Origin of the sequence: Devosia lacusdianchii (assembly GCF_022429625.1) — a bacterium.
In the GTDB taxonomy this organism is placed as follows: Bacteria; Pseudomonadota; Alphaproteobacteria; order Rhizobiales; family Devosiaceae; genus Devosia; species Devosia lacusdianchii.
The window spans coordinates 3483829-3508195 of the sequence record NZ_CP092483.1 but is presented as its reverse complement, the minus strand read 5'-3'; the positions used below and the strand labels follow the sequence as shown (position 1 = coordinate 3508195).

Here is a 24367-nt window from a genome sequence, read left to right as displayed (position 1 = left end):
GGACATCGTAGTGACTGACCATGAAGATCGCCAGGTGACATTGGCAGGCCGGCGGAGCGCATCGTCACCATTCCCATGCCGATGGCCTCTGGTGTGATTGCGCTGAGCGGTACCGATAAGACGCTGGTCGGGCTCAACCCGCTGTCGCTCACCGCGATCCGCGAGGGCATTCTGGGCAAGATTTTCCCGGATGCGGCCAACATTTCGGATGCCGTTACCGGCACCGATTTCGTGCCCAATGTCGAGGCTCTCGCCGAGGTCAATCCGGATCTGGTGATCCAGTGGGGCGGCCGAGGTCCCGAGATCGTCGATCCGATCGTCAATGCCGGGCTCACCACGCTGCTGATCAAGTACGGCACCGAAGAGCTGACCCGCCAGTACACGACCATGGTGGCCACCGCCATCGGCAAGCCCGAGCGCATCACCGAACTGGTGGAGTGGCGCGATCAGGTGCAGAAGGACATCGAGGCCAAGCTCGCCGGCATTGCCGAGGAAGACCGCCCGAGCGTGCTCTATCTGGGCCGCTCGCTCTCCGACATCACCGCTGCCGGCAATAAGGGTAGCTACAATGCCTGGTATATCGAGCTGACCGGCGGCCGTAACGCCGCAGCCGAGCTAGACGGCAGTCTATCGATCAATCGCGAGCAGATCGCCCAGTGGGATCCCGAAGTCATCCTGCTCAACAGCTTTGAGCCAGGGCTCGATGTCTCCTGGGTCTATGATGATCCGATCCTGTCGCTCACGAAGGCCGCGCAGAATCGCCGCGTCTACAAGATGCCGCTGGGTGGCTATCGCTGGGATCCGCCGAACCAGGAATCGCCGCTGACCTGGATGTGGCTGGCTGAACTGCTCCACCCCGACGTCTTCGACTACGACCTCCGCGCCGAAATGACCAAGGCGTACAAGGTGCTCTATAATTACGAGCTGACCGACGAAGACATTGACGGCATCATCTGGACCGCCCAGCAGGGTGATGGCTTCGGCTACGACCAGTTCGCGGCGGAATAGGCCGTGACCGCAGCAATCGAGACGGCGGGGACATCTCCCCCCGCCGGGCCGGCTGGACGCGCACGGCAATCGCCTTTGCCGTCTTCATCGCCGCTCTGGCCGTGGCCGTGGTGGTCAGCCTCTGCGTTGGCCGCTTCTCGGTCAGCGCTGGGCGCGCACTCGAAATTCTGGGCAGCGCAATCGTCAATCCCGGACGGACCATCGAGGCCATGGATGAGCGCATCGTGCTGCTGGTTCGTGCACCGCGCGTGATCATCTCTGCCATGGCCGGCGCTGCGCTGGCGACGGCTGGTGTCGCCCTGCAGGGAGTGTTCCGCAATCCGCTGGTGTCGCCCGAAGTCCTCGGCATTTCACAGGGTGCGGCCTTTGGCGGGGCCTTGGCCATTACGCTTGGCATCTGGGGCGTGCCACTGCTCGCCATCGTTTTCCTGAGTGGTTTCTCGGCGCCGGTTTTTGTCGGGCTGCTGGCCCGTATCGATGGGCGCACCGAAATCATCACCGTCATCCTCTCCGGCATGGTGGTGGGGTCACTGTTCTCGGCCATGGTGTCGTTGCTGCAATTCATCGCCGACCCCAATAGTTCGCTGCCCGCCATCGTCTATTGGCTGATGGGATCGTTCGCCACCGCGACCTGGGATCGCGTGCTGGTTTCCGTACCTGGCTTGATGATTGGCATCGGTCTGCTCTGGGCGCTGCGCTTCCGGCTCAATGTGCTGTCGCTTGATGACGCCGAAGCGCGCAGCCTGGGTGCCAATCCCGATCGCGAACGCTGGCTGGTGTTTGCATTGGTCGCCCTGATCGTCGGTTGCCAGGTCGCCGTTTCGGGCATTGTCGGCTGGGTTGGACTGGTCATTCCACACGCGGCGAGGCTGATCGTCGGCTACGACCATCGCCGCCTGCTGCCTGCTACCGCCATTCTTGGCGCGGCCTTTATGGTCACCATCGACACTTTGGCCCGCACCATCACCGCCGCCGAGATCCCGCCGGGTGTGCTGACGGCTATTGTCGGTGCACCGGTTTTCGCGCTGCTGCTGCGCCGGCATTTTCGAGACAAGGAAGCCCGATGATCGGCCTCACGGATGCCGTGGTGCGTTTCGGCAATCGCACCGTCCTCGATGGCTTGAGCTTCAGCGCTCCGGCAGGTCGCAGCCTCGCCATTCTTGGCCCCAATGGCCGCGGCAAGACCACGGCCCTGCGCACCATGCTCGGGTTCCAGACACTGCATGGCGGCAGCCGCACAGCGCCGGCCATTGTTGGCTATGTGCCGCAATATGCGTCCAGCAACCAGAGTTACAAGGTACTCGATGTCGTGGTCATGGGCCGCGCCGCCGGCCTTGGGCTGTTCGGCCAACCAAGCGCGAAGGACTTCGCCGCGGCCCGCGAAGCGCTGGAAAAGGTCGGCGCCATCAGGTTTGTCGATGAGCGCTTCGACCGTCTCTCTGGCGGCGAGCGGCAACTCGTGCTGCTGGCCCGGGCACTGGCGACGGGCTCCAGCGTTCTGGTTCTCGACGAGCCCGGTTCGGCGCTGGACCTGCACAATCAGGAGCGGCTGCTGACCCTGCTGTCCTCGCTTCGCGCGCCGCGCGATCGAACCATCGTCTTCACCACCCACGATCCGAACCACGCGCTTGCGGCGGCCGACGACGCCTTGCTGATGTTGCCTGATGGTCCGGCCCTCTTTGGCCCTGTCGAGCAGACCATCGTGCCTGAGCACCTCGAGCATCTCTATGGGGTCCCGATGCGGCTGGTCAGCCTGACCGGCGCTGATGGTACGCTGCATCAGACCGTACTTCCCGCCTTTGCGGGCATGCGTGCCGCATGACCGTGTTGTTGATCCACTCGCACTATGGTCCACCGCCGGAAGGCTACGCTACGGCGGCGGTCGACGGTCGTCTTGCCATCGTTCGCGAGCGCGATCTGACGGCGGCTGATTTCGCGGCGGCGTCGGGCCTTATCACCACGACCCATCTCGACCAAGTCGGATTTCTGACCCATGCGCAGGCCTACACAGCCCTGCTGGATCGCGGCGGTCGGTGGTTCTTCAACGGCCACATGCTACGCTATTTCATCGATGGACTGGGGCTCTACCGTCCCTTGGTCGCGCCCAAGCGTGCTGGCTATGCGCTGACCCGGCTCTACGATCACCCGATCTTTACAGGCATCGACCAGCGCGGCCTTGAAGAAAACAAGGGCGTCGCCGGTTTCTATGGCCGCGGTCACAACCCACTGCCGGCCGGAGGCATTGCCGTCAACGGCATCGGGCCTGAAATGCACGCCATCGACTGGGTCTGGGCACGGCCGGATGGCGGGCAGGTATTTTCCCACGCCGGCAATGATCTTGGCGGCATGGGTGGCGAGACCGGCAATGGCGCGCTGCTGACGCAACGCATCATCGCGTGGTGCGCGGGGGAGCTGGGCGCATGAGCATTCTCGTCGTCCATCCCGGCGCCTACTATCATATCGAGGGCTTCGAAAGTCCGCGTTACGCGGGCTATTTCGACGCGCTGGTCCGCCCTGAGGACCTGCCAAAGACTGACTTGTCAGTGCACAATGTCGTATTGATCCCCTGTCGGACACCGGCCGATCGGATGCAGCCGCATGTGGCACAATTGCGTGCCTACCTTGATGCTGGCGGCACCGTTGTCGCCACCGGCGAGAGCGAGAGCCAGTTGTTCCTGCCCGGCATTACCTTCACGCCGCAACCCACTAATTTCTGGTGGTGGCTGACGCCGGGCGCTGATCTCGGGGTGCGCATTGCTGCGCCCGACCACGCTTTGTTCGAGCACCTCGCCCAGCGCGATGTGACCTGGCACCTGCATGGCTGGTTCGATCCGCCTGATGGTGTCGAGGTGCTGGCGGTTAACGGCGAGGGCAAACCGATCCTCTATGTCGATGACATCACCACCGCGGGCCGGATGGTCATCACCAGTCTTGACCCCTTCTTCCACCATGGCAGCCATTTCATGCCGGCAACCACGCGCTTCCTCGATGGTTTCCTGCCGTGGATGCGCAGCGAACTCGACCAGAAAGCCCAGAAATGACCGACGCGATCACCGTTCACGAGGGCGGGCAGGAGATGACCTTCACCTTTGCCGACCTGGCGCGTTATCACGGCTTCGGGTTTCCCGGCGGCGTGGCCCATTCGTTCAAGGTCATGCAGCGCGCCTTGCCGCTGCTGGACGAGGGCCGCCCGGTTGAGCGGCGGGAAATCTCCATCCGCACGCCGTTCAAGGGGCCGGGCGCTCGTGACGGATTCGAAATGGTGACCCGCGCCACCAGCGAAAGCCGCTACACGATCGATGACGGCCTGTTGGCGCTCGAACGCGGCGAGTTCCTCAAGTGATAGGTCTTCATCCTGACCTATCGCGGCAAAACCTTGAAGCTCACGATCCGCGAGGGCATCGTCCGCGAAGAATTCATCCTGCTCAGCCGTAAGCCCGACAGGACCGAGGCGGAGAACGAGCGACTGGCAGCGCTCAAGACAGACATGGCCAACCACCTCCTGGCCCTGCCCAGCGAGCAAGCTTACGACGTGAGCCAGGTCGCCTAGGTCCGAGCGGCCGGCCGCTTGCCTCAGTCGCCAAACCGGGCATTGGCGAGCAGGTAAGAAGCACCGGCCTGGATATCCTTGACGATGGCGGCGCTGGCGGCGGCGGCGTTCCCGGCTTCCAGCGCGGTCAGGGCGTCTTCGTGATAGTCGATCGCCAGAATGCCCGACAGGTCACCATCGAAACCCTCGGCGAAGCGGCGCAGGAATGGGCCGACCTGCATCCAGAGCGTTTCGATAAGGAAGATCAGCGCGTCATTGCCGCAGTGGCGGTAGATCGAGAACTTGAAGTCATAATTGGCAGCCAGATAGGCGCCAATATCGCCCGCACGGGCGGCCTCGGTGAGCTCGGTGCTGAGGCGCCGAATAGTGCGCAGGTTGTTGCCGTTGAGCAGCGTCGAGGCCCGGGCGGTAGCGCCACCTTCGACGATGGTGCGGGCATCCATCAACTGCCCGAATGCCTCGACCGTCATGACAGGGACTTCCAGACTGCCATTGGGCAGTGCATTGAGCGCGTGCAGCGCTTGCAATCGCAGCAGAGCGCTGCGCACGGGCATGTCGCTGGTGCCCAGTTCCTTGGCCAGCTTGCGCGACGTCAGCTTCTGGCCCGGCTCAAACTGCCCGGAAATCAGCGCCCGTACGATCTCACGATAGACCTTCTCGTGCAGCGGTTCGGTTTCAAGTGCCGCGAGGCCAAACTGCGCCCGTTTTTCCACCTTAGTCTCCATCTGTGTGCCAAGTCGGACGCAGTCTGCCGCCCATGCAATATAACTTCCCAGCCTCGCGTGTCATCTCTAGGCTCCTAACCTGGTAGAAAATTCTGCGATCGGTGATCGTGATGGTCGAGCGCTAGCGTGTCGCCTTACCGCATCGCCAAAGGCGGCGAAAATTGCGGCTGAGGTGGGATCGCTGGTCGCCCAGTACTCCGGATGCCATTGAACTCCGAGCGCGAACGCTTGGGCGTTGTCTGGGGATACGGCTTCGATAATCCCATCCTCCGCGAAGGCCTCGGCGCGAAGTCCGGCCGCGAGCCGGTCAATGGCCTGACGGTGCAGGGAATTGACCTGGATGGGTGCTGCTCCGGCAATGGCGGCAAGGCAGGTGCCGGGGGCTGCGGTCAGCGTCTGGCGCGGCGCGTAGCGTTTGTCGCGGGTAGGAGCGTCGGGCATCCGGTGGTCAAGTGCGCCGTCCCGCTCCTGGATTTCGGTCTGCAGGGTGCCGCCCAGAGCCACATTAAGTTCCTGCATGCCCCGGCAGATCGCCAGCACTGGAATGCCACGCTCGAGCGCCTTCCGGATCAGCGGCAAGGATGTCGCGTCCCGCGCCGGATCGTAGGGGCCGTTGGCTTCGCTGGCGTCGCCGCCATAGAGCGCGGGATGCACGTTGGACTTGGAGCCGGTCGCCATTACCCCATGCACAGCATCCAGCACGCGATCAAGATCGAGCGTGGCGCCCAGCGCCGGCACCAGCAACGGCGTTACCCCGGCGGCATTGGCGGCCGCACTGACGTATTGCTGCTGGGTTGCATGCCAAAGGGCGCCGTCAAACTCACGAGTGTCGCAGGTCACGGCGATGAGGGGGGTGTTCATGCTCACACGGCTTCCAGATAGGTCCGGTATTCGAACGGGCTGACATGGGCCGCGAAGATGTCCATCTCCTGCCGCTTGCAGGCGAGGAGCGACTGGATCAGCTCAGGATCGAAGATTTCCGCCATCATGGGACCTGCTTCAAAAGCGTCGGCGGCGGCGCGCCAGCTATTGGGGAGCTTCGGCAGGTCGTTGGCATAGGCGTCGGCCAGGCGTGGCTCGCCGGGAGCCATGGTGCGTTCGATACCGATCAGGGCGGCGCCGAGCATCACGGCCATCACCAGGTAGGGGTTAGCGTCCGCTCCGGCCACGCGGTGCTCGATCCGCCTTGCCTTGTACGATCCGCCAGGAATGCGGATGGCGACCATGCGGTTTTCATAGCCCCAGGCGACGGCGGTGGGGGCATAGGAATTGGGCCGCAGGCGGCGGTAGGAGTTGTAGTGCGGCGCGAAGATCAGTGTGCTTTCCGCCATGCCCGCCAAGAGGCCGCCAACGGCGTGGCGCATCATATCGGTGCCGCGGTCGGTGCCGTCGTCAAAGACGTTCTTGCCCTCGCGGTCGAGCAGGCTCATGTGAATGTGCAGGCCATTGCCGGAGAAGTTGCCATAGGGCTTGGCCATGAAGCTGGCAGCAAAGCCATGCTTGCGGGCAATGCCCTTGACCGTGCGCTTGAAAAACACGGCATCATCCGCCGCCCGCAGCGCATCGGGCAGGTGGCCCAGATTGATCTCGAACTGGCCGCTGCCATTTTCGGCGATTGTCGTGTCGACCGGAATGTCCTGCTGACGGCAGGCGGCGTAGACCTCGTGGAAGTAGGCCTCGAACTGGTCGACCTCCTCCATCGCCATGGCGGCGGCCGTATCCAGGTTGCGTCCTGTGGTTGGTGAAACAGCGCCTTTGGGGATGTCGCCACTGGCGTCGACGAGGTGAAACTCCAGCTCAACCGCCGTCATCGGCGTCAGCCCCAGCGCCGCATAGCGCGCCAGAACTGCGGCAAGGGCCCGGCGCGGATCGGCCAGGTAGGGGACGCCGGCATCGTTCTGCAGCCAGACGGGCAGAAAAGCCGTCGGATGCGCTGTCCACTCGACCGGCAGGATGCCGCGCCCGGTCCAGGCGCCGATGCCGTCGACATCGCCGGTGTTGAACACCATGGGATTGTTGTCGATGTCGCCGCCCCAGATGTCGAGGCCGACCACGGACAGCGGCATGCGCAGGGTGTTTTCCATGACCTTGCGGGCCTGGTCGACCGGAATGCGCTTGCCGCGCATCACCCCGTTCAGGTCGCAGACGGCGGCGCGTATCGTCTGGATGTCGGGCCGCGTCTCCAACCAGTGCAGGACATCGGCGATTGTCGAAGGATTGTGCAATTTCAGCTCCGGGGCTTGGTCGCGCGGGGCAACCACAGGCTTGTGTCAGTTCTTGAACCGAATCCAGGTGGTTTTGAGCGCAGTGTATTTCTCGACCGCGTGGCGCGAGAGGTCACGGCCCGAGCCGGATTGGCGGAAGCCGCCAAACGGTACAGCAGGATTGATCGGATCGACGACGTTGACCCCGACCACGCCGGCGACCAGTTGTTCGGACACCCGATGGGCGCGCGACAGGTTGTCGGTCCATAGCGAAGCGCCCAGGCCGTAGATGCTGTCATTGGCCAGGGCGATGGCCTTGTCCTCGTCCGAAAAGCCAAGCACGGCCAGCACCGGGCCAAAGATCTCCTCGCGGGCGATGACGGCATCCGGGTGCACATCGGCAAAGATGGTCGGCTCGATGAAGCTACCGCTACCGTCAACCTGGACTGCATTGCCACCGGCGACCAGCGTCGCCTCGCGCCGCCCCGCCTCGACATAGCGCATGACGTTGGCGGCATGCCTGGCCTCGACCATGGCGCCCAGGCCCGATCGCGGATCGAGCGGATCGCCCGGTTGGTACTGGGACAGGCGCGCCGTCAACAGGTCGAGGAACTTGGTGCGGATGGAGTTCTGCACGATCAGGCGCGACCCGGCTGAGCAGACCTGGCCCTGATTATAAAAAATTCCGGATGCGACCTGGTCGGCCGCGGTTTCCAGGTCCTCGCAATCCTCGAAGACGACCACCGGAGATTTACCGCCGCATTCCAGCCAGACCTGCTTGAGGTTGGAGTCGCCGGCATAGCGGAGGAACATCTTGCCGACGGCGGTCGAGCCGGTGAAGGCCAGGCAGTCGACGTCCATATGACGCCCCAGCGCCTGCCCGGCCGTTTCGCCAAAGCCCGGTACTACGTTGAGCACGCCCTCGGGCAGGCCCGCTTCCAGCGCCAGTTGCGCAAACCGCAGGGCGGTCAGCGGCGACTGTTCGGCAGGTTTGAGCACGACGCTATTGCCGGCGGCGAGCGCCGGCGCACACTTCCAGACCGCCATGTTGAGCGGAAAATTCCAGGGCACTACAGCGCCGACAACGCCAAGCGGCACCCGGCGAATGAGACCGATATTGCCCGGAGGCAGTGGGGCGACCTCGTCGTAGACCTTGTCGATCTCTTCGGCATGCCACTGCAGGATGTTGATGGCGGTAGGGATATCATTGCCGGAGGCGTCGCGCACGAGCTTGCCCATATCGAGCGATTCCATCGCGGCCAATTGCTGCTGCTCCGCGCGCATCAGCTCCGCCAGCCGCAACAACACCTGCTTGCGGGCTAGCGGGCTCTGGTTGCGCCAATGGCCGGCGTCGAAGCTGCGTCGGGCCGCGGCAACGGCGGCGTCGATGTCGGCAGCGTCGCCCTCGGCGATATCAGTCAGCAGCGCGCCAGTCGCCGGATTGATCGTCGCGAAACGTTTTCCGGAGCGCGCATCCACCTGTTGCCCGCCGATGACGGCCTGGTTGGGCAAGGCGACCGATCCGGCCAGGGCATGCCAGTAATCCCGATCCCCAACACGCGCACTTTCGGTCATCTATCATGCATCCCAATTTGTAGTTTTTTCGCAGGCAGATCGGCCAGTGTCGAATTTTTCCGCAATTATTCTAATGCTGTAGGCGGAATTAGCCTGAAATTATCAAACGTCATTGCGCGATTTGCGATCGCAGTATATTGATGCCTGCATGACTTGCCAAGCACCTTGTGAGTGCCTGTCAGCATAACCTTTCGAGAGCAGGACGAGGCGAATATACAATGGACAAACTGGCAGTTCGCGCCAACCTGATCGGTGGCGCTTGGGTGGATGGCGCCGAGGCGCGAGAGAACCGCAGCCCTTCCGACATCGATGACGTCATCGGGCTCTATGCCAGCGGCACAGCCGCTTCGGTCGATGCGGCGGTCGACGCCGCGCGCCATGCGCTGGCCTCGTGGTCGCTCTCCACGCCGCAGCAGCGTTTCGACATTCTCGATCGCGCCGCGACGGAAATCCTGGCCCGCCGCGATGAATTGGGTGATCTGCTGAGCCGTGAGGAGGGCAAGATCCGCGCCGAGGGACGGGCCGAAGTCGTCCGCGCCGGCATGGTTTTCAAGTTCATGGCCGGCGAAGCCCTGCGCAATCCGGGCGACGTGCTGCCATCTATCCGCGCCGGCATCAAGGTTGAGGTGACGCGCGAGCCGGTCGGCGTCGTCGGTATCGTTACGCCGTGGAATTTCCCCATCGCCATTCCGGCCTGGAAGATCGCGCCCGCGCTCGCCTATGGCAATACGGTGGTGTTCAAGCCGGCCGATCTGGTGCCGGCCTCGGCCTGGGCCCTCGTCGACATATTGCGGCGCGCCGGCCTGCCGGACGGCGTGCTCAACATGGTCATGGGTCCCGGCCGCGTGGTCGGGCAGGCGATCATGGAGCATCGCGGCATCGACGCGGTATCGTTCACCGGGTCAGTGGCCACTGGCCGCGCGGCCATCGCGACCGTCGCCGGGCGCGGGGCGCGTATTCAGGCCGAAATGGGCGGCAAAAATCCTTATGTCGTGCTCGACGACGCCGATCTCGACATTGCCGTGGAAGCCGTGGTCAGCGGCTCCTACTACTCCACCGGGCAGCGCTGCACGGCCTCGAGCCGCATCATCGTCACCAAGGGTATCCACGACCGGCTGCTCGACGCGCTGCGCACGCGGATCGAGGCCATCCGTGTGGGCCATTCGCTGGATGACGCGAGCCAGGTTGGTCCGGTCGTCGACGCGCGGCAGTTGCACCAGGACCTGGACTATATCGCGATCGCCAAGGCGGAGGGCGGCGTGCTCGAAGCGGGCGGGGAGCTTGTGGATCGTCCGACCAAGGGCTTCTTCCTGCAGCCGGCGCTATTCTCGGCCACTAGCAATGCCATGCGAATCAATCAGGAGGAGGTCTTCGGCCCCGTCGCCTGCTTGATCCGCGTCGAGGATTACGACGAAGCGCTGGCCGTTGCCCAGGACACCGAATTCGGGCTGTCGGCCGGCATTGCCACCACTTCGATCAAATATGCCGAGCACTTCAAGCGTCATTCGCGCAGCGGCATGGTGATGGTCAACGTCGCCACGGCGGGCGTCGATTTCCACGTGCCCTTCGGCGGCACCAAGGCGTCCAACTACGGTCCGCGCGAGCAGGGCGCCTACGCCAAGGAATTCTACACCACGGTCAAGACCGCCTATTCCGGCTGGTGACGCCATGGACGGGGCCGGGCCGCAGCTCGACAGCATCCATATCTATCCGTTGAAATCGGCTGGCGGCACTGCTGTTGGCAGTGCGCGGCTGGAGGACAAGGGACTGGCCGGCGATCGCCGGATGATGGTGATCGACGCCGGCGGCGTGGCTTTGACGGCGCGAACCGCGCCAGAACTGCTGACCATCTCGGTGCAGGTGGACCGGGACGAGATCGTGCTGACGGCGCCGGGCAGGGCGCCGTTGACCATTTTCCTGCCGAGCCTTCTCCCCATGACGGGCCAGGCCAGTGTGTGGGGGGACGCGGTCGCGGCGCTCGATGGGGGCGATGCGGCCGCGGACTGGCTGGCCGCACTGCTTGAGCGTCCCTGCCGGCTGGCCCTTGAGCATGCCGGAACGAAGCGTCAGGCTGGACTGCCGCAAGGCGGGCCCGTGAGTTTCGCCGACACGGCGCCGCTGCTGCTGGTGAATGCGGCCTCGCTGGCGGCGGTCAACGCGCAGCTCGAGACGCCAGTCGACATCGCGCGCTTCCGGGCCAATCTGGTGGTGACCGGCGCGGCCGCCTTCGCCGAGGATAGCTGGGAGAGCATCCGCATCGGCGATGTCGAGTTCACCGTGGCCGGTCCCTGCGACCGCTGCGTCATGATTACGCTCGATCCGGAAAGCGGCGCCGCCGACCCGCAACGCGAGCCGCTGTCGCTCCTGGTGCGCCATCGGCGCGGGGCCGATGGCAAGGTCTATTTTGGCCAGTTCCTGGTGCCTCGCTCGCGCGGCCGCATATTTGCCGGCACGCCGATCGAAATCCTGTCGCGCAAGCCGCCGCCTGAGCTGTCCGGACCGCCTCTGGTGGCGCCGGTGTCATCGCTGCCGGCGGCGCGGCCTGCCCCCGGTGGCGGGCGTTCCGAACTGGTGCTGACCTGTGTCGGTCGTGTCGCTGAAACCGCCGACATGGTGAGCTTTCGCTTCGAGGCGGACCGCGCCTTCGACTACCTGCCTGGCCAGTACCTGGCCATCCTGCCCGAAATCGACGGGGAACCAGTGCGGCGGAACTACACGATTTCCTCGTCGCCATCGCGGCCGGCGCATCTGTCGATCTCGGTCAAGCGCGTGCCAGGCGGTGTCGTCTCCAACCACCTGCATAACAAGCTGCGCGTTGGCGACCGGCTACGCGCGGTCGGGCCGGGGGGTAAGTTTCACCTCGGGATCGTCGACGCGGCCCGGCCGATCCTCATGATCTCAGCCGGCAGCGGTATCACGCCGATGATGTCGATGCTGCGCTACATCGCCGATCATAATCTCGATCGCGACATACGGTTCCACCACAGCGGCCGCGATGGGGTCGACCTGCCGTTTCGGCGCGAGCTGGAGGTGCTGCAGCGCCAGATGGCCGGGCGGCTCAGCATCACGTGGAATGCCACGGGCCGGCCCGCCCGCGATATCCATGCCGGCCGCCTGGATGCGGCCATGCTGGCGGCGGTGGCGCCGGACCTTACCGAACGTGCGGTGCTTTGCTGCGGACCGGAGGGCTTTCGTGCGCTTGTCAGGGACCTGCACGCGAATTGGCCCGTGCCGGTTCGTGGTTCCTATGTGGAAGAAAGCTTTGGCGGAGAGAGGGTGGATGCCCGCGCGCTGCCGCGGATCGGGCGTTACGATGTTACCTTCGTCAATAGCGGTCGCACCGCGACCGGCGAAGGCGCGCGGACGCTGCTCGATCTGGCCAGAGATCGGGGCATCATTCTGCAATCCGACTGCGAGGCTGGCATCTGTGGAACTTGTCGCTGCCGAATTCGCAGCGGCCAATGGCAACTCGCGGCGAACTGTGCCGATCCGGCGCGTAACGTCCTGTCAGATCAAGAAAAACAGGATGGGTTCGTGCTGGCTTGTTCGACCAATCCTGTGGGTTCCGTCGAGGTGGAACTCTAGCGTCTCAGCGTCGACGGGTCATTCTGCCTTGGATGCTATTGTGCGATCTGCGATCGCACTATATAGAGTCGGTGGAGATCAGTTTTGTGGGCTCGGACGTGCGGGTTCCGGGGTCGGAGGGAATGTTGTCATGCATGGTGCGCTTGGTGCTGCAGCCGCGGGAATCGATGCTTTGAAGGCGCAAGACCGCGCGTCCTTCTTCCACCCGTTCACGGCGATCAGGGACCAGCAAGCGGTCGGCCCTATCGTCATGGATCGCGCCCATGGCTGCACTGTCACCGATATCGACGGACGCACCTATCTTGACGGTGCGGCGGGCCTGTGGTGCGTCAATGTCGGCTATGGCCGCGAGGAGATTTCGGCGGCTATTGCCGCGCAGTCGCAGCAGTTGCCGTTCTTTCACTCGTTCAACGGCATCAGCAATGCGCCCAGCATTGCCCTGTCGGAGCGGCTGCTGCGGCTGGCGCCGGCGGGGATGAAGCGAGTGTTCTATGGCTCGTCGGGTTCGGACGCCAACGACACCGCGGTCAAGATGCTGTGGAGCTACAATATCTGTCGCGGCAAGCCGGAAAAGCGCAAGATCATCTCGCGCTCCTACGCCTATCACGGCGTGTCGGTGGCCTCGGGCAGCCTCTCCGGCGTGCCCATGGTGCATCAGCATTTCGGCCTGCCGCTGAACTTCGCCCGCCATGTGTCCAAGCCCGATCTCTACCGCGACGCGCCGGCCAGGCAGTGCACGAGCGAGCTGGCCTATTCCACCATCCTGGCGCGTGAGATCGAGGACATGATCCTCGCGGAAGGTCCCGATACCGTTGCCGGTTTCATCGCCGAGCCCGTCATGGGCACTGGCGGCGTGCTGCCGCCGCCCGAAGGTTATTTCCAGGCCATTCGCGAAGTGCTTGAGCGCTACGACGTTCGCCTGGTGGCTGATGAAGTGATCACCGGCTTTGGTCGCCTCGGCACTTGGTTCGGCTCGGATCTCTACGACATGCAGCCGGACCTCATTCTCGCTGCCAAGGGTCTGACCAGCGGTTATCTTCCGCTGTCGGCGGTGCTGGTTGGCGACAAGATCTGGTCGGTCTTCGAAGCGGCCGCAGCCGATGGCCGGGTGTTCGCGCATGGCTTTACCTATTCGGGCCACCCGACCTGTACGGCTGCCGCTATGGCCAATCTCGATATCCTCGAGCGGGAAGGGCTGGTGGAGCGCGTGGCCGAAATCGCGCCGACCTTCGCCCGCATGTTTCCCGACACGCTTGCCGGTCTCGACCTCGTCGGCGATATCCGCTCGGCCGGTCTGATGATGGGCGTCGAACTGGTCGCCGACCAGGCCAACAAGACCGCCTTCGCGCCGACAATCAAGGCAGCCGGGCGGGTTGCCCTCGCCGCGCGGCGTCGCGGCATTCTGGTCCGCGCATTGCCCAATTCCGATACGATTGCGCTGTCGCCGCCCTTCATTGTCAGCGAGGCCGAGTTGGCGACCCTGGCCAATAGCCTGCGCGATGCCATTGCCGACGTCGCCGTTGAACTTCGGGCGGAGGGGTGCCTGTGAGTCAGGGTCCGTTCCGGTCCGCGGGCATAGCCACCGTCGCCATCGTTGGCGGCGGGCTCATCGGCGGGGCGTGGGCGGCGTTCTTCCTGAGCCGCGGCCTCGCCGTGCGCGTGCATGATCCGCGACCGGATGCCGAGGTGGCCATCCGCCCGATCATCGAACAGGCTCTGGCCGATCTGGCGCAGTTGTCATCCTTGCCCACCATCCCGCCCGCGGCGCTGCAATTCTGTGCGGAGTTGGAAGGTGCCGTTGGGCCGGCTGATTATGTGCAGGAAAATGCACCGGAAGTTCTTGAGCTAAAGCAGGCGCTGCTGGCGCGCATCGATGAAATTGCCGCGGCTGATGTTCTTATCGGCTCCAGCACTTCATCGCTGCGAGCCACCGACCTGCAGCGCGATTGCGGGCATCCCGAGCGCGTGCTGGTTGCTCATCCCTTTAACCCGCCGCATCTGGTGCCGCTGGTGGAGCTGGTGCGCGGTGACAAGACTGCGTCGGAGGCTCAGGAAGCGGCCTATGCCTGGTTCGAACGCCTCGGCAAGGCGCCCATCCGCGTAGCCAAGGAAGCCCGAGGGCACGTTGCCAATCGCATGAGTTCGGCGCTGTGGCGCGAGGCGGTGCATATCGTCGCCGAGGGCATTGCCAGCGTGGAGGATGTGGACCGTGCCATTCGCTTCGGACCCGGCCTGCGCTGGGCCGTCGATGGCCCGCATATGCTCTATCATCTGGGCGGTGGCGCCGGCGGCATGGCCGCGTATCTCGATCATCTGGGTCCTGCCCAGGAAGCCCGTTGGGCCGAGCTAGGCGCGCCGGCCCTTGATGGCCGCACGCGCGAGATGTTGGTGGCGGGCGTTGCCGACGAGGCGAAAGGTCGGACGATCTCGACCCTCGCCGCCGCGCGGGATCGACGGCTGATTGCCGTGCTGCAGGCGCTGGACGAAACGCCATGATGACCCTGCCACGCATCATGGTGGCGCCCACCGGCGCCCGGCGCACCAAGGCGGACCACCCGCAACTGCCCATGACGCCGCAGGAAATTGCGGCGACGGCGCGGGAATGCCAACTGGCCGGCGCCGACGCTATTCACGCCCATGTCCGTGCTGACGGTGGCGGGCACCTGCTTGATGCCACCCGCTATCGGCAGGTGATCGATCTCGTCGCGGAACAGGCGCCGGGCATGCTGGTGCAGGTTTCGACCGAGGCCGTCGGGCGCTACACGCCGGAAGCGCAGATGCAGATGGTGCGCGACCTGCGGCCCGCTGCCATTTCGGCGGCGCTGCGCGAGCTTGCTCCGGCAGGTTCCGACGAGCCGGCCGCCGCCCGGTTCTACCAATGGTGTGCTGCGGCCGACATTGCCGTGCAGCACATTCTCTACGATGCGGCCGACCTTGAGCGGCTCGTTGGCCTGGTCGCCTCGGGCGCGGTAGACGGCGCAAGCCTGTCACTACTCTATGTGCTGGGCCGGTATTCCGTCGACCAGAGCAGCGCGCCATCCGACCTCGAGTCTTTCCTCGACGCGGCGGGTGGGCTGTCGCATGCACCCGACTGGATGGTGTGTGCCTTCGGGCAGGGCGAAACCGCTTGCCTGGCAGCGGCGCTGCGCGCCGGCGGCAAGGCGCGGGTCGGCTTCGAGAACAATCTCCTGCACGCCGATGGCAGCGTTGCGCCGTCAAACCAGGCGCGTGTTGCCGCCATTCGGTTGATCGCTGAAGCTATCGCCTCCACTCCGCGTCAAGGCGAAGGCCAACCATGATCGCCGTTCCCACCCCATCGTCTTGCTGCAAGTATTTCGAGCTGATGCGCTTGTGCGCGCGCATCGGCTATTCGCCGCCCGCCCAACCCTGAGCGAACCGTCGACCACCTCTTAGAGACATCCATCAGGACTTATGTGATGACCACCAATACCAAATACTCCCGCGCCCAGTTGCAGCAGGCCGACACCCACCACCTGCATCCCTTCACCGACCACAAGGAGCTGCGCGCCAATGGCGCCCGCATGATCGTGCGCGGCGAGGGGCCCTATATCTACGACACCGAAGGCCTTGAACTGCTCGACGGTATGGCCGGCCTGTGGTGCGTCAATGTCGGTTATGGCCGCAAGGAGCTGGCCGACGCCGCGGCTCGGCAGATGGAGGAATTGCCCTTCTACAATTCCTTCTTCCGCTGCTCGACGCCGGCCCCGGTCATGCTGGCTGCCAAGTTGGCCGAGATCGCGCCCGAGAACATGAACCAGGTGTTCTTCGGCACGTCCGGCTCGGAGGCCAACGACACGGCGCTGCGCCTGGTGCGTCACTTCTGGGCGCTGGAAGGCAAGCCGGAGAAGAACATCGTCATCGCCCGCAACTCGGGCTATCACGGCTCCACCATTGCCGGTGCGTCGCTGAGCGGCATGACCGACATGCACAACCAGCTCAATGGCGCCGTGCCCAACATCGTGCATGTCATCCCGCCCTACGCCTTCGAGCTGGCCGAGCCGGGCGAGAGCGACCACGATTTCGGCCTGAGGGCGGCCCGCGCCGTCGAGGGCGCCATCCTTGCGGCCGGCGCCGACAAGGTGGCCGCGTTCATCGGTGAGCCCATTCTGGGCGCTGGCGGCGTCAAGATTCCGCCCGCCAGCTACTGGCCCGAAATCCAGCGCATCTGCACCAAGTACGACGTGCTGCTGATGCTGGACGAGGTCATCACCGGCTATGGCCGTACCGGCAACTGGTTCGCCGCCCAGACCTTCGGCATAGAGGCCGACACCATCACCACGGCCAAGGCGCTGACCTCGGGCTATCAGCCGCTCTCGGCGCTGCTGGTGGGCGACCGGATCGCCAATACCCTGGTCGAAAAGGGTGGCGAGTTCTTCCATGGCTACACCTATTCGGCCCATCCGGTGTGCTGTGCCGTGGCGCTCAAGAACCTCGAGATTATCGAGCGTGAAGGCCTGATCGGCCGGGTCCGCGAGGAAACCGGGCCCTATCTTGCCCAGATGCTGCAGGAGCGGATCGCGGGCCATCCGCTGGTCGGCGAAGTGCGCAGCGTTGGCCTGATGGCGGCTGTCGAACTGGTCAAGAACAAGACGACCCGCGAGCGCTACATGCCGTCAGGCACCGCCGGCACAAAGGTGCGCGACCACGCTATCGCCAATGGGCTGATGGTGCGTGCCGTCGGCAGCTCCATCATCATGGCGCCGCCTCTGATCTGGGAACGCGCCACAATCGATCTGGCCGGCGACCGCCTGCTGAAAGCGCTGGATAGCGCCCTGGCCGAATTGCGGCCCTGACCTGCGGCGGGCCGCTGCCTTGAACGGCGGCCCGTCGCCCGGCCGGTACTGTCCGGCCCGAAGGAAGTGGAGATTTTCAGTCCGATGACGCCGTCATTCACCCGCAGCGATGTCACATTGGCTAATTGGCGGACCCTGCCTTATTCACAGTGGGCCTTTCACAACGCCTCCGAACTGGTGCCCTCGGCGATTATCGCATCCCGGCGTAAGGCTGAGACGCCAGTGCGCGATCTGGGCTCGCTTGCGTCCCTTCATGTGCGTTCGCTCGCCGGGCCGATGGTGGCACTGCCCGAATTCCTGACCGAGACGTCCACGGATGCCTTCGTGGTGATGCGTGATGGCCTGATCGAGGCCGAATGGTATGCCGCGCATTATGATCCGGCGCGACCGCATTTGCTGTTCTCGATCACCAAGTCGATCACCGGGCTGATCGCCGAAATTCTGGCCGAGCAGGGCAGGCTCTCTTTCGACGCGCTGGTCGGCGACATCATGCCCGACATGATCGGCTCGGCTTATGGCGATGTCAGCGTGCGGCACCTGTTCGACATGCAGGTCAGCGTCGAATTCACCGACGACTTCCTCGATACCAGCGGTGCCTTCGACCGCTACCGCCGCGCCATGCTGTGGAACCCTGAGAAGCCCGGTGATCCGGCGCCCGATCTGCGTCCGTTTCTTGCGACGGTCCGCAAGGCCGCGCATGAGCACGGCACGCGGCATCGCTACCACTCCATCAATACCGACCTGGCGGGCATCCTGCTCGAGGTGATCACGGGACAGCGCTTCGCCGATCTGGTGCGCGACCTGATCTGGCTGCCGATAGGGGCGTATTCGGATGCGCACATCACCGTGGATCGGGCCGGCACGGCCCGGGCGGGCGGCGGCATGTCGGCGACGGCGCGTGACCTGGCGCGGGTGGGCGAAATGTTGCGGCAGGGCGGCAAGGGTATCGTCCCGGCCGACCGGGTCGCCGAACTTTGGCGCGGCGGCGATCGGGCGATTTGGGCTGATGGAGACCAGGCCTACCTGTTCCCCGGTGGCAGCTACCGCTCGTATTTCTATCAGGATGGGGCCGGGATTCTGGCGGGCATCGGCATTCACGGCCAGTGGCTGTGGATGGACCCGGCTACCAAAACGGTCATCGTCCGTCTTTCCGCCGAGCCTTTGCCAAGCGACGAAGCGCTCGACCAGGTCCTCATGGAAATGCTGCGGTCGGTCAGCCATGCCTAAGGCCAAAGTCATCAAACAAGCACACCTGAGTTTTCGGAGGGCCGCATGAGCGCCATTGCCAATTTTCCATTGATCGAGGTGTCCGGCCCGCCGCAGGCGCGTGGGCGGGCTTATGGCGAGGCCGCTCGGCAACGCATCCAGGCGTCCATCGATCTCTATGCCGGCCAGATGACCAAGCTGGATTTCGCGCTCTCCGACCTGCCGCGCCTGACGACTGGTCTCATCGCCAAGATCGAGGCCTGGGCGCCGCACCACATCGAGGAGATGCGCGGCATTGCCGAAGGCGCCGGCGTCGATTTCCAGCAGATCGTACTGGTCAACGCCCGCACCGAGATCGTGCAGATGGTTCGTCGGGAATTCCAGGCCAAATCGGCCGCGGGGGAGCCCGATGGGTGCACGGGCGTGGTGATCCTGCCCGAGGCGACAGCCGAAGGCGACCTGATCCACGCCCAGACCTGGGACTGGCTGTCCGAATGCGCCAATACGTCTGTGGTGCTCAAGGTGCGGCAGGAGGATGGCCCCGACATCCTGACCTTCACCGAGGCCGGTGGGCTGGCCCGCAATGGCTTCAACTCGGCCGGGTTGGCGATCACCGCCAACTACCTGGAATCCGACCGGGACTACCGCCAGGTGGGGATTCCGCTGGCGCTGATCCGGCGCAAGGTTCTGGAGCAGAGCTACCTCGCCAACGCAATTCGCGTTGTCGCCACCACGCCGAAGTCGACCTCGAACAACATGATTATCAGTTCGGTCGATGGCTTTGCGGTGGACCTCGAATGCGCCCCCGACGAAGTCTTCCCGCTCTATCCCGACAACGGGATCATCGTGCATACAAATCACTGGCAGAGCCAGGTCGCGCTGGCCAAGCTCAAGGAAATGGGCCTGGCCTTCATGCCTGACAGTCTCTACCGGGACTATAGGGTGCGCCAGTATCTGCGCCCGCGGATCGGCCACATCGGCTGGGCCGACGTGCGCGACGCGCTTTCCGACAAGTTCGGCGAGCCCTATGCCGTGTGCCGCGCGCCCAATCCTGCCATCACCGGAAATCTGGGTGCCACGGTGGCGCTGGTCATGTTCCGGCCGGCGGATGGGCTCATGGAGGTGACCCCGCTGCCCGCCCTCAATACCGAAGTCACCCAGTATCGTCTCGATATGGACCCGGATGCGATGCAGCGCGCCGCACTGGCAAATCCTGCACGCGACAGCAAGCAGGTGGCCGCCCAGTAAACGCGGCCAGGAGGGGAACGACTATGCTGAAATTCATATTGAGCCGAATAGCGTCGGCAATACCGACGCTGTTCATCGTCTCGATCGTGGTGTTCGCCATCGTGCGGCTGATCCCGGGCGATCCGGCCGAGCTGATGCTGGGCGATGACGCGCTGCCGGGCCAGGTGGAGGAACTGCGCGCCCGGCTCGGCCTCGATCATCCCCTGCCGCTGCAATACCTCTACTGGCTGCGCAATGTGCTGGCGGGAGATTTCGGGGTCTCGATCAATTCGGGGCAGCCGGTGTTGCAACTGGTACTCGACCGCTTCGCGATTTCCGCGCCTATCGTCGTCATCGCGCTGACGCTGGCGGCGCTTGTCGCGGTGCCCGTCGGCCTGTGGGCCGCCTGGCGGCAGAACAGCGCCACCGACACGGCCCTGGTGTCGCTTGTGACCCTGCTGATGTCCATTCCTGGTTTCTGGCTGGGCCTGATCATCCTGACGGTGTTCGGCTTGATCTTGGGCTGGTTTCCGGTGGTGGGCTTTGTGTCCTTCAAGTCGGACTGGGTGGGGGCGCTCAAGTATCTCGCCATGCCGGTCTTCACCCTGTTTCTCGTCGAGATAGGTTCGTTGGTGCGCATGACGCGGGCCAGTACGATCTCCGTCGCCCGGCTCGAGTACATCACCCATGCGCGCGCCAAGGGCTTGTCGGAAGGGCAGATCATCCGCCGGCACGCCCTGCGCAATTCCTTTGCGCCGACCTGGACCCTGCTGGGGTTGAGCCTGGGCGGCCTTTTGGGGGGCATCGCCATCACCGAGACGGTCTTCACCATTCCTGGCCTGGGCCGGCTGCTGGTCGACAGCATTTATGGACGCGACTATCCGGTGGTGCAGGGCTGCATCCTGCTGATCACCTTCATCTATGTGGTCGTCAACCTGCTCGTAGACCTGGTCTACCCCCTTCTTGACCCGCGGGTGACGGAATGAGCATCAAACCGAGTTCCCTGCGGTTGAATCTGGTGGCTGGCGTCACCGTGGTCACCTTGCTGGCGTTTCTGGCGCTGTTCGGCGGCTTTCTTGCGCCCTACGAGCCCAATGCGCTCGATCTTGGCGCTCGTTTGACCGGTCCGTCTGCTGCTCATTGGTTGGGCGCGGACGAGTTCGGCCGCGACACGCTCAGCCGGTTGCTCGTCGGGGCTCAGGCCAGTGCCTGGATCGCGTTCTCTACCCTCGCTTTTGCCCTGACGCTCGGGCTCGTCATCGGCGTCGTCGCCGGATTTTTCGGTGGCATCGTCGATCGGCTGCTGATGATGATCAACGATGCGCTGCTGGCCTTTCCGGGGCTGTTGTTGGCACTCGGCATCATGGCGATCTTCGGCGCCAGCTCCTCGGGGATCATCGTCGCACTTGGCATCGCCTATATGCCTGCTGTGGTGCGGGTGGTGCGCGGGAGCGTGCTGTCGATCCGCCAGCTCGAATATGTCGATGCGTCCAGGGTCATGGGCAATCCGGACTGGATCACCATGTTCCGCCATGTCCTGCCCAATTCGATCCCGCCCATTACCGTGCTGGCTTCGATGATGTTCGGCGGAATCATCCTGTCCGAGGCTGCGCTGAGCTTTCTCGGCCTGGGCGTGCCGCCACCCAATCCGAGCTGGGGCAACATGCTGGCCAGCGCACGGCCCTACATCGTCCAGGCGCCACTGCTGATCCTGCTGCCCGGTGTCTGCATCACCATTACGCTGCTCGGCATCAATCTGATGGGCGACGCGATCCGCGATCTGGTCGACCCTAAAATGCAGGGAGGCGTGTGATGACGCAGCGCATCCAGTCTAGTCATTCTGTGTTGGACGTCACCAACCTGTCGGTGACCGTCGGCAGAACCGGCTACAATGTGGTCAAGGACCTGTCCTTCTCGATCGGGCGCGGCAAGATGCTGGCGCTGGTCGGCGAGTCGGGCTCCGGCAAGACGATGGCCGCCCGCTCGATCATCCAGGTGCTCCCACCCGGCCTCGCCGTCGTGCCCGGCAGCCGCATCCGCCTGGATGGCCGTGATCTTGCTTCGATCTCGCAGCGTGACCTGCGGCGCGTGCGGGGCGCTGAGATCGGTATGGTGTTCCAGGAGCCGATGGTCTCGCTCAACCCGTCGATGACGATCGGACGGCAATTGGCCGAAGGCCTGCGACTGCATACCAAGCTCTCTGACGTGGAGATAACCGAGCGTTGCATGGCGATGCTGGATCGCGTGCAGATCGCCAATCCGGCGCGCTGTATGTCGGCCCACCCACACGAGTTCTCCGGCGGCATGCGGCAGCGCATCATGCTCGCCTCGGTGATGCTGCTGAAACCGAAATTGCTGATCGCCGACGAGCCGACAACCGCCCTCGATACCCTGGTGCAGCATGAAGTGCTGCGGCTGATGGTCGAGTTGTGCGAGGAGAACGACACTGCCGTGCTGATGATCAGCCATGACCTGGGCATGGTCTCTCATTACGTGGAGAACATCGTCGTCATGCAGAACGGGGAGGCGGTCGAAACGGGCGCCAGCCGCCATGTTCTGACCACCCCCCAGCATCCTTACACGCGCAAGCTGGTTGAGGCGCTGCCGCGCCGCTCACCCGCCCGGACCCTCGATCGCAGCGGCGAACCGCTGGTGTCGGTAGAGGGTGTCTGTGTCGACTATGGCGGCAGCACTGGTCCCTTCTCCCGCCGGCAGGCTAAGCGCGCGGTGCAGCAATGCGATCTCGCCATCCATCGCGGCGAGACGGTGGCCCTGGTGGGTGGTTCAGGATCGGGCAAGACCAGTCTGGGGCGGGCAATTGTCGGGCTGGTATCGCCGAGCGAGGGCAGGGTGGCCTATCAGGGCAAGCCGATGGTCACCGCAAAGCAATTGCCGACCCGGGCACAGCGCCTCGATTTTCAACTGATCTTCCAGGACCCCTACTCTTCTCTCGATCCCCGCATGTCAGTGGAGCGCTTAGTCGAGGAGCCGCTGCTGCTGGGCGATAAGCTCGACCGCTCCGCTCGGCGCGAGCGCGTCATCGAAACCTGCATCGCCGTTGGGCTCGACGAGACCTTCCTGCGGCGCCTCCCGCACCAGTTGTCGGGCGGGCAGCGTCAGCGTGTTGCCATTGCGCGCGCCATCGTCAACCGGCCGGTCTTCATCGTCGCCGACGAGCCGGTCTCGGCGCTCGACATGACGGTTCAGCGGCAGATTCTCATCCTGTTGGCGGATTTGCAGAAGCAGTTCGGCTTTGCCTGCCTGTTCGTCTCGCATGATCTCGGCGCGGTCGAGCAGGTCGCAGATCGCGTTGTGGTCATGCACAATGGCCGCATCGTCGAACAGGGGCTGCGCGATGATGTCTTTGATCGGCCCCAACATGACTACACCCGGTCGTTGCTCGAGGCTTCGATGCTGCTGGATCGGCAGAGCGAGCCGTCACACATCGCCTGACCCCAATCGGCGGGCATGCGAGAGATGACCCCGTCACCAGTGGCGGGGTTATCTCGTTTCTCGATCATCGTAAAAAGTGCGATCGCAGATCGCAAAATCTTCTTGCGGTGGCGCGGCGTATTCTGTAGCGTTCAGATCCAGTGGCGTGGCTGGAACGCCGATGGTTACCGGGAGCTTCACGATGGCGCATCTGCCGATATCAATGTTTGAAACCGGCGCCTCTTCGGTCACCGCATCGCGTCTCGATCAGCGCTTCTGCTACTGCACTTATGTGCCCAAGGGTTATCAGCGCGATGATACCAGGCACTATCCGCTGGCCGTTATCGTCCATGGCTCCGAGCGGTCCATGGAGGGTTATCGCAATGCCTTCGCGGCATTTGCGGAGCAGCATCAGGTTGTCGTGCTCTGTCCGATGTTCCCCCAGAATGCGCTGCATCAGGGCGACCTGCACAGCTACAAGCTGTTGCGCGGCCACGGTGTCGAGTTCGATACCATTCTGCTCGACATGGTCGAGGAGGTTGCCGAGTGTTACCGCATCAATTCGGGGCGGTTCCTGCTCTATGGTTTCTCGGGCGGCGGGCAGTTTTCCCACCGCTTCCTCTATGCCCACCCGGATCGGCTGCTCGGCGTGTCGATCGGCGCCCCGGGCACGGTAACGCTCATCGATGACGCCGCCGACTACTGGGTCGGTACGCGCAATTTCGCCGATCTGTTCGGGAAGCCGATCGATATCTCCGAGGTGCGCAAAGTGCCCGTGCAGATGGTGATCGGAGAAGCCGATACCTGGTCGCGCTGGGTCGAGATCAAGCCCACCGATCGCACCTACTGGATGGACGGGGCGAACGCCGCCGGCATCACGCGGGTGGCCCGCATGGAGGCCTTGCGGGACAATTTTCAGGCCAACGGCATCGCCGTCGACTACCAGATCTTTCCCGGTATTGCGCATGCGGACGAAACCATGCTCGCCACGGTGGAGCAGTTCTTTGCCGAGTGTCTGAAGCGTTAGTCGAACACTGCATT

At 64.2% G+C, this 24367-nt stretch carries 23 protein-coding genes; 19 read left to right on the top strand and 4 right to left on the bottom strand.

Annotation, left to right across the window (positions count from 1 at the left end; translation table 11 throughout):
• Window positions 1–81: 81 nt before the first annotated feature.
• From MF606_RS17305 to MF606_RS17275, 7 genes are all read left to right on the top strand, one after another.
• On the top strand, window positions 82–1008 hold the full coding sequence (locus MF606_RS17305) for an ABC transporter substrate-binding protein (RefSeq protein WP_240230581.1): 927 nt from the start codon (window positions 82–84) through the stop codon (window positions 1006–1008).
• Window positions 1009–1109: 101 nt separating this feature from the next.
• Window positions 1110–2075 (top strand): FecCD family ABC transporter permease, encoded by a 966-nt coding sequence (locus MF606_RS17300; protein ID WP_420842217.1) that lies wholly within the window; start codon window positions 1110–1112, stop codon window positions 2073–2075.
• Window positions 2072–2830 carry an ABC transporter ATP-binding protein gene (locus MF606_RS17295; protein WP_240230579.1) on the top strand — a complete coding sequence of 253 codons (759 nt, stop codon included), beginning with the start codon at window positions 2072–2074 and terminating at the stop codon, window positions 2828–2830. Before MF606_RS17300 ends, MF606_RS17295 begins: the two co-directional genes overlap by 4 nt.
• Complete coding sequence (locus MF606_RS17290) at window positions 2827–3432, top strand: hypothetical protein (protein WP_240230578.1); 606 nt, start codon at window positions 2827–2829, stop codon at window positions 3430–3432. Before MF606_RS17295 ends, MF606_RS17290 begins: the two co-directional genes overlap by 4 nt.
• Window positions 3429–4049 (top strand): hypothetical protein, encoded by a 621-nt coding sequence (locus MF606_RS17285; protein WP_240230577.1) that lies wholly within the window; start codon window positions 3429–3431, stop codon window positions 4047–4049. The genes MF606_RS17290 and MF606_RS17285 overlap by 4 nt, the downstream gene beginning before the upstream one ends.
• The gene (locus MF606_RS17280; RefSeq protein WP_240230576.1) at window positions 4046–4351 is read left to right on the top strand and encodes a hypothetical protein; all 306 of its coding nucleotides are present in this window, start codon (window positions 4046–4048) and stop codon (window positions 4349–4351) included. The genes MF606_RS17285 and MF606_RS17280 overlap by 4 nt, the downstream gene beginning before the upstream one ends.
• Window positions 4352–4384: 33 nt before the next feature.
• Complete coding sequence (locus MF606_RS17275) at window positions 4385–4558, top strand: hypothetical protein (protein WP_240230575.1); 174 nt, start codon at window positions 4385–4387, stop codon at window positions 4556–4558.
• Window positions 4559–4581: 23 nt separating this feature from the next.
• On the opposite strand, the gene MF606_RS17270 is transcribed toward MF606_RS17275, so the two are convergent.
• The 4 genes from MF606_RS17270 to MF606_RS17255 all read right to left on the bottom strand — a co-directional run bounded on the left by MF606_RS17270 (window position 4582) and on the right by MF606_RS17255 (window position 9062).
• On the bottom strand, window positions 4582–5271 hold the full coding sequence (locus MF606_RS17270; protein WP_240230574.1) for a GntR family transcriptional regulator: 690 nt from the start codon (window positions 5269–5271) through the stop codon (window positions 4582–4584).
• 78 nt (window positions 5272–5349) lie between these two features.
• Entirely contained in the window at window positions 5350–6144 is a 795-nt protein-coding gene (locus MF606_RS17265; RefSeq protein ID WP_240230573.1) for a gamma-glutamyl-gamma-aminobutyrate hydrolase family protein, read from the bottom strand.
• Between the two features lie 2 nt (window positions 6145–6146).
• On the bottom strand, window positions 6147–7508 hold the full coding sequence (locus MF606_RS17260; protein ID WP_240230572.1) for a glutamine synthetase family protein: 1362 nt from the start codon (window positions 7506–7508) through the stop codon (window positions 6147–6149).
• A gap of 45 nt (window positions 7509–7553) precedes the next feature.
• Complete coding sequence (locus MF606_RS17255) at window positions 7554–9062, bottom strand: aldehyde dehydrogenase (protein WP_240230571.1); 1509 nt, start codon at window positions 9060–9062, stop codon at window positions 7554–7556.
• Window positions 9063–9280: 218 nt separating this feature from the next.
• Between MF606_RS17255 and MF606_RS17250 the strand changes: the two genes are divergently transcribed.
• The 12 genes from MF606_RS17250 (at window position 9281) to MF606_RS17195 (ending at window position 24353) form a co-directional block, all read left to right on the top strand.
• Window positions 9281–10726 carry an aldehyde dehydrogenase family protein gene (locus tag MF606_RS17250; protein ID WP_240230570.1) on the top strand — a complete coding sequence of 482 codons (1446 nt, stop codon included), beginning with the start codon at window positions 9281–9283 and terminating at the stop codon, window positions 10724–10726.
• Between the two features lie 4 nt (window positions 10727–10730).
• Window positions 10731–12647, top strand: coding sequence for an MOSC N-terminal beta barrel domain-containing protein (locus tag MF606_RS17245; RefSeq protein ID WP_240230569.1), 1917 nt, complete (start codon window positions 10731–10733; stop codon window positions 12645–12647).
• Window positions 12648–12777: 130 nt separating this feature from the next.
• Window positions 12778–14196, top strand: a complete 1419-nt coding sequence (locus MF606_RS17240; RefSeq protein ID WP_240230568.1) for an aminotransferase family protein — start codon at window positions 12778–12780, stop codon at window positions 14194–14196.
• The gene (locus tag MF606_RS17235) at window positions 14193–15143 is read left to right on the top strand and encodes a 3-hydroxyacyl-CoA dehydrogenase NAD-binding domain-containing protein (protein WP_240230567.1); all 951 of its coding nucleotides are present in this window, start codon (window positions 14193–14195) and stop codon (window positions 15141–15143) included. The genes MF606_RS17240 and MF606_RS17235 overlap by 4 nt, the downstream gene beginning before the upstream one ends.
• Window positions 15140–15946, top strand: coding sequence for a beta-keto acid cleavage family enzyme (locus tag MF606_RS17230; RefSeq protein ID WP_240230566.1), 807 nt, complete (start codon window positions 15140–15142; stop codon window positions 15944–15946). Before MF606_RS17235 ends, MF606_RS17230 begins: the two co-directional genes overlap by 4 nt.
• Window positions 15947–16084: 138 nt before the next feature.
• Window positions 16085–17461: an aspartate aminotransferase family protein gene (locus tag MF606_RS17225; RefSeq protein ID WP_240230565.1), complete on the top strand. Its 1377-nt coding sequence runs from the start codon at window positions 16085–16087 to the stop codon at window positions 17459–17461.
• 84 nt (window positions 17462–17545) lie between these two features.
• Complete coding sequence (locus tag MF606_RS17220) at window positions 17546–18688, top strand: serine hydrolase domain-containing protein (RefSeq protein ID WP_240230564.1); 1143 nt, start codon at window positions 17546–17548, stop codon at window positions 18686–18688.
• Window positions 18689–18733: 45 nt separating this feature from the next.
• On the top strand, window positions 18734–19915 hold the full coding sequence (locus tag MF606_RS17215) for a C45 family autoproteolytic acyltransferase/hydrolase (protein WP_240230563.1): 1182 nt from the start codon (window positions 18734–18736) through the stop codon (window positions 19913–19915).
• Window positions 19916–19938: 23 nt separating this feature from the next.
• Window positions 19939–20880: an ABC transporter permease gene (locus MF606_RS17210; RefSeq protein ID WP_240230562.1), complete on the top strand. Its 942-nt coding sequence runs from the start codon at window positions 19939–19941 to the stop codon at window positions 20878–20880.
• Window positions 20877–21707, top strand: a complete 831-nt coding sequence (locus MF606_RS17205) for an ABC transporter permease (protein ID WP_240230561.1) — start codon at window positions 20877–20879, stop codon at window positions 21705–21707. The genes MF606_RS17210 and MF606_RS17205 overlap by 4 nt, the downstream gene beginning before the upstream one ends.
• Window positions 21707–23347: a dipeptide ABC transporter ATP-binding protein gene (locus MF606_RS17200; RefSeq protein ID WP_240230560.1), complete on the top strand. Its 1641-nt coding sequence runs from the start codon at window positions 21707–21709 to the stop codon at window positions 23345–23347. Before MF606_RS17205 ends, MF606_RS17200 begins: the two co-directional genes overlap by 1 nt.
• Window positions 23348–23528: 181 nt before the next feature.
• A complete protein-coding gene (locus MF606_RS17195) occupies window positions 23529–24353 on the top strand; it encodes an alpha/beta hydrolase family protein (protein WP_240230559.1) in 825 nt (274 codons plus the stop codon).
• Window positions 24354–24367 lie beyond the last annotated feature (14 nt).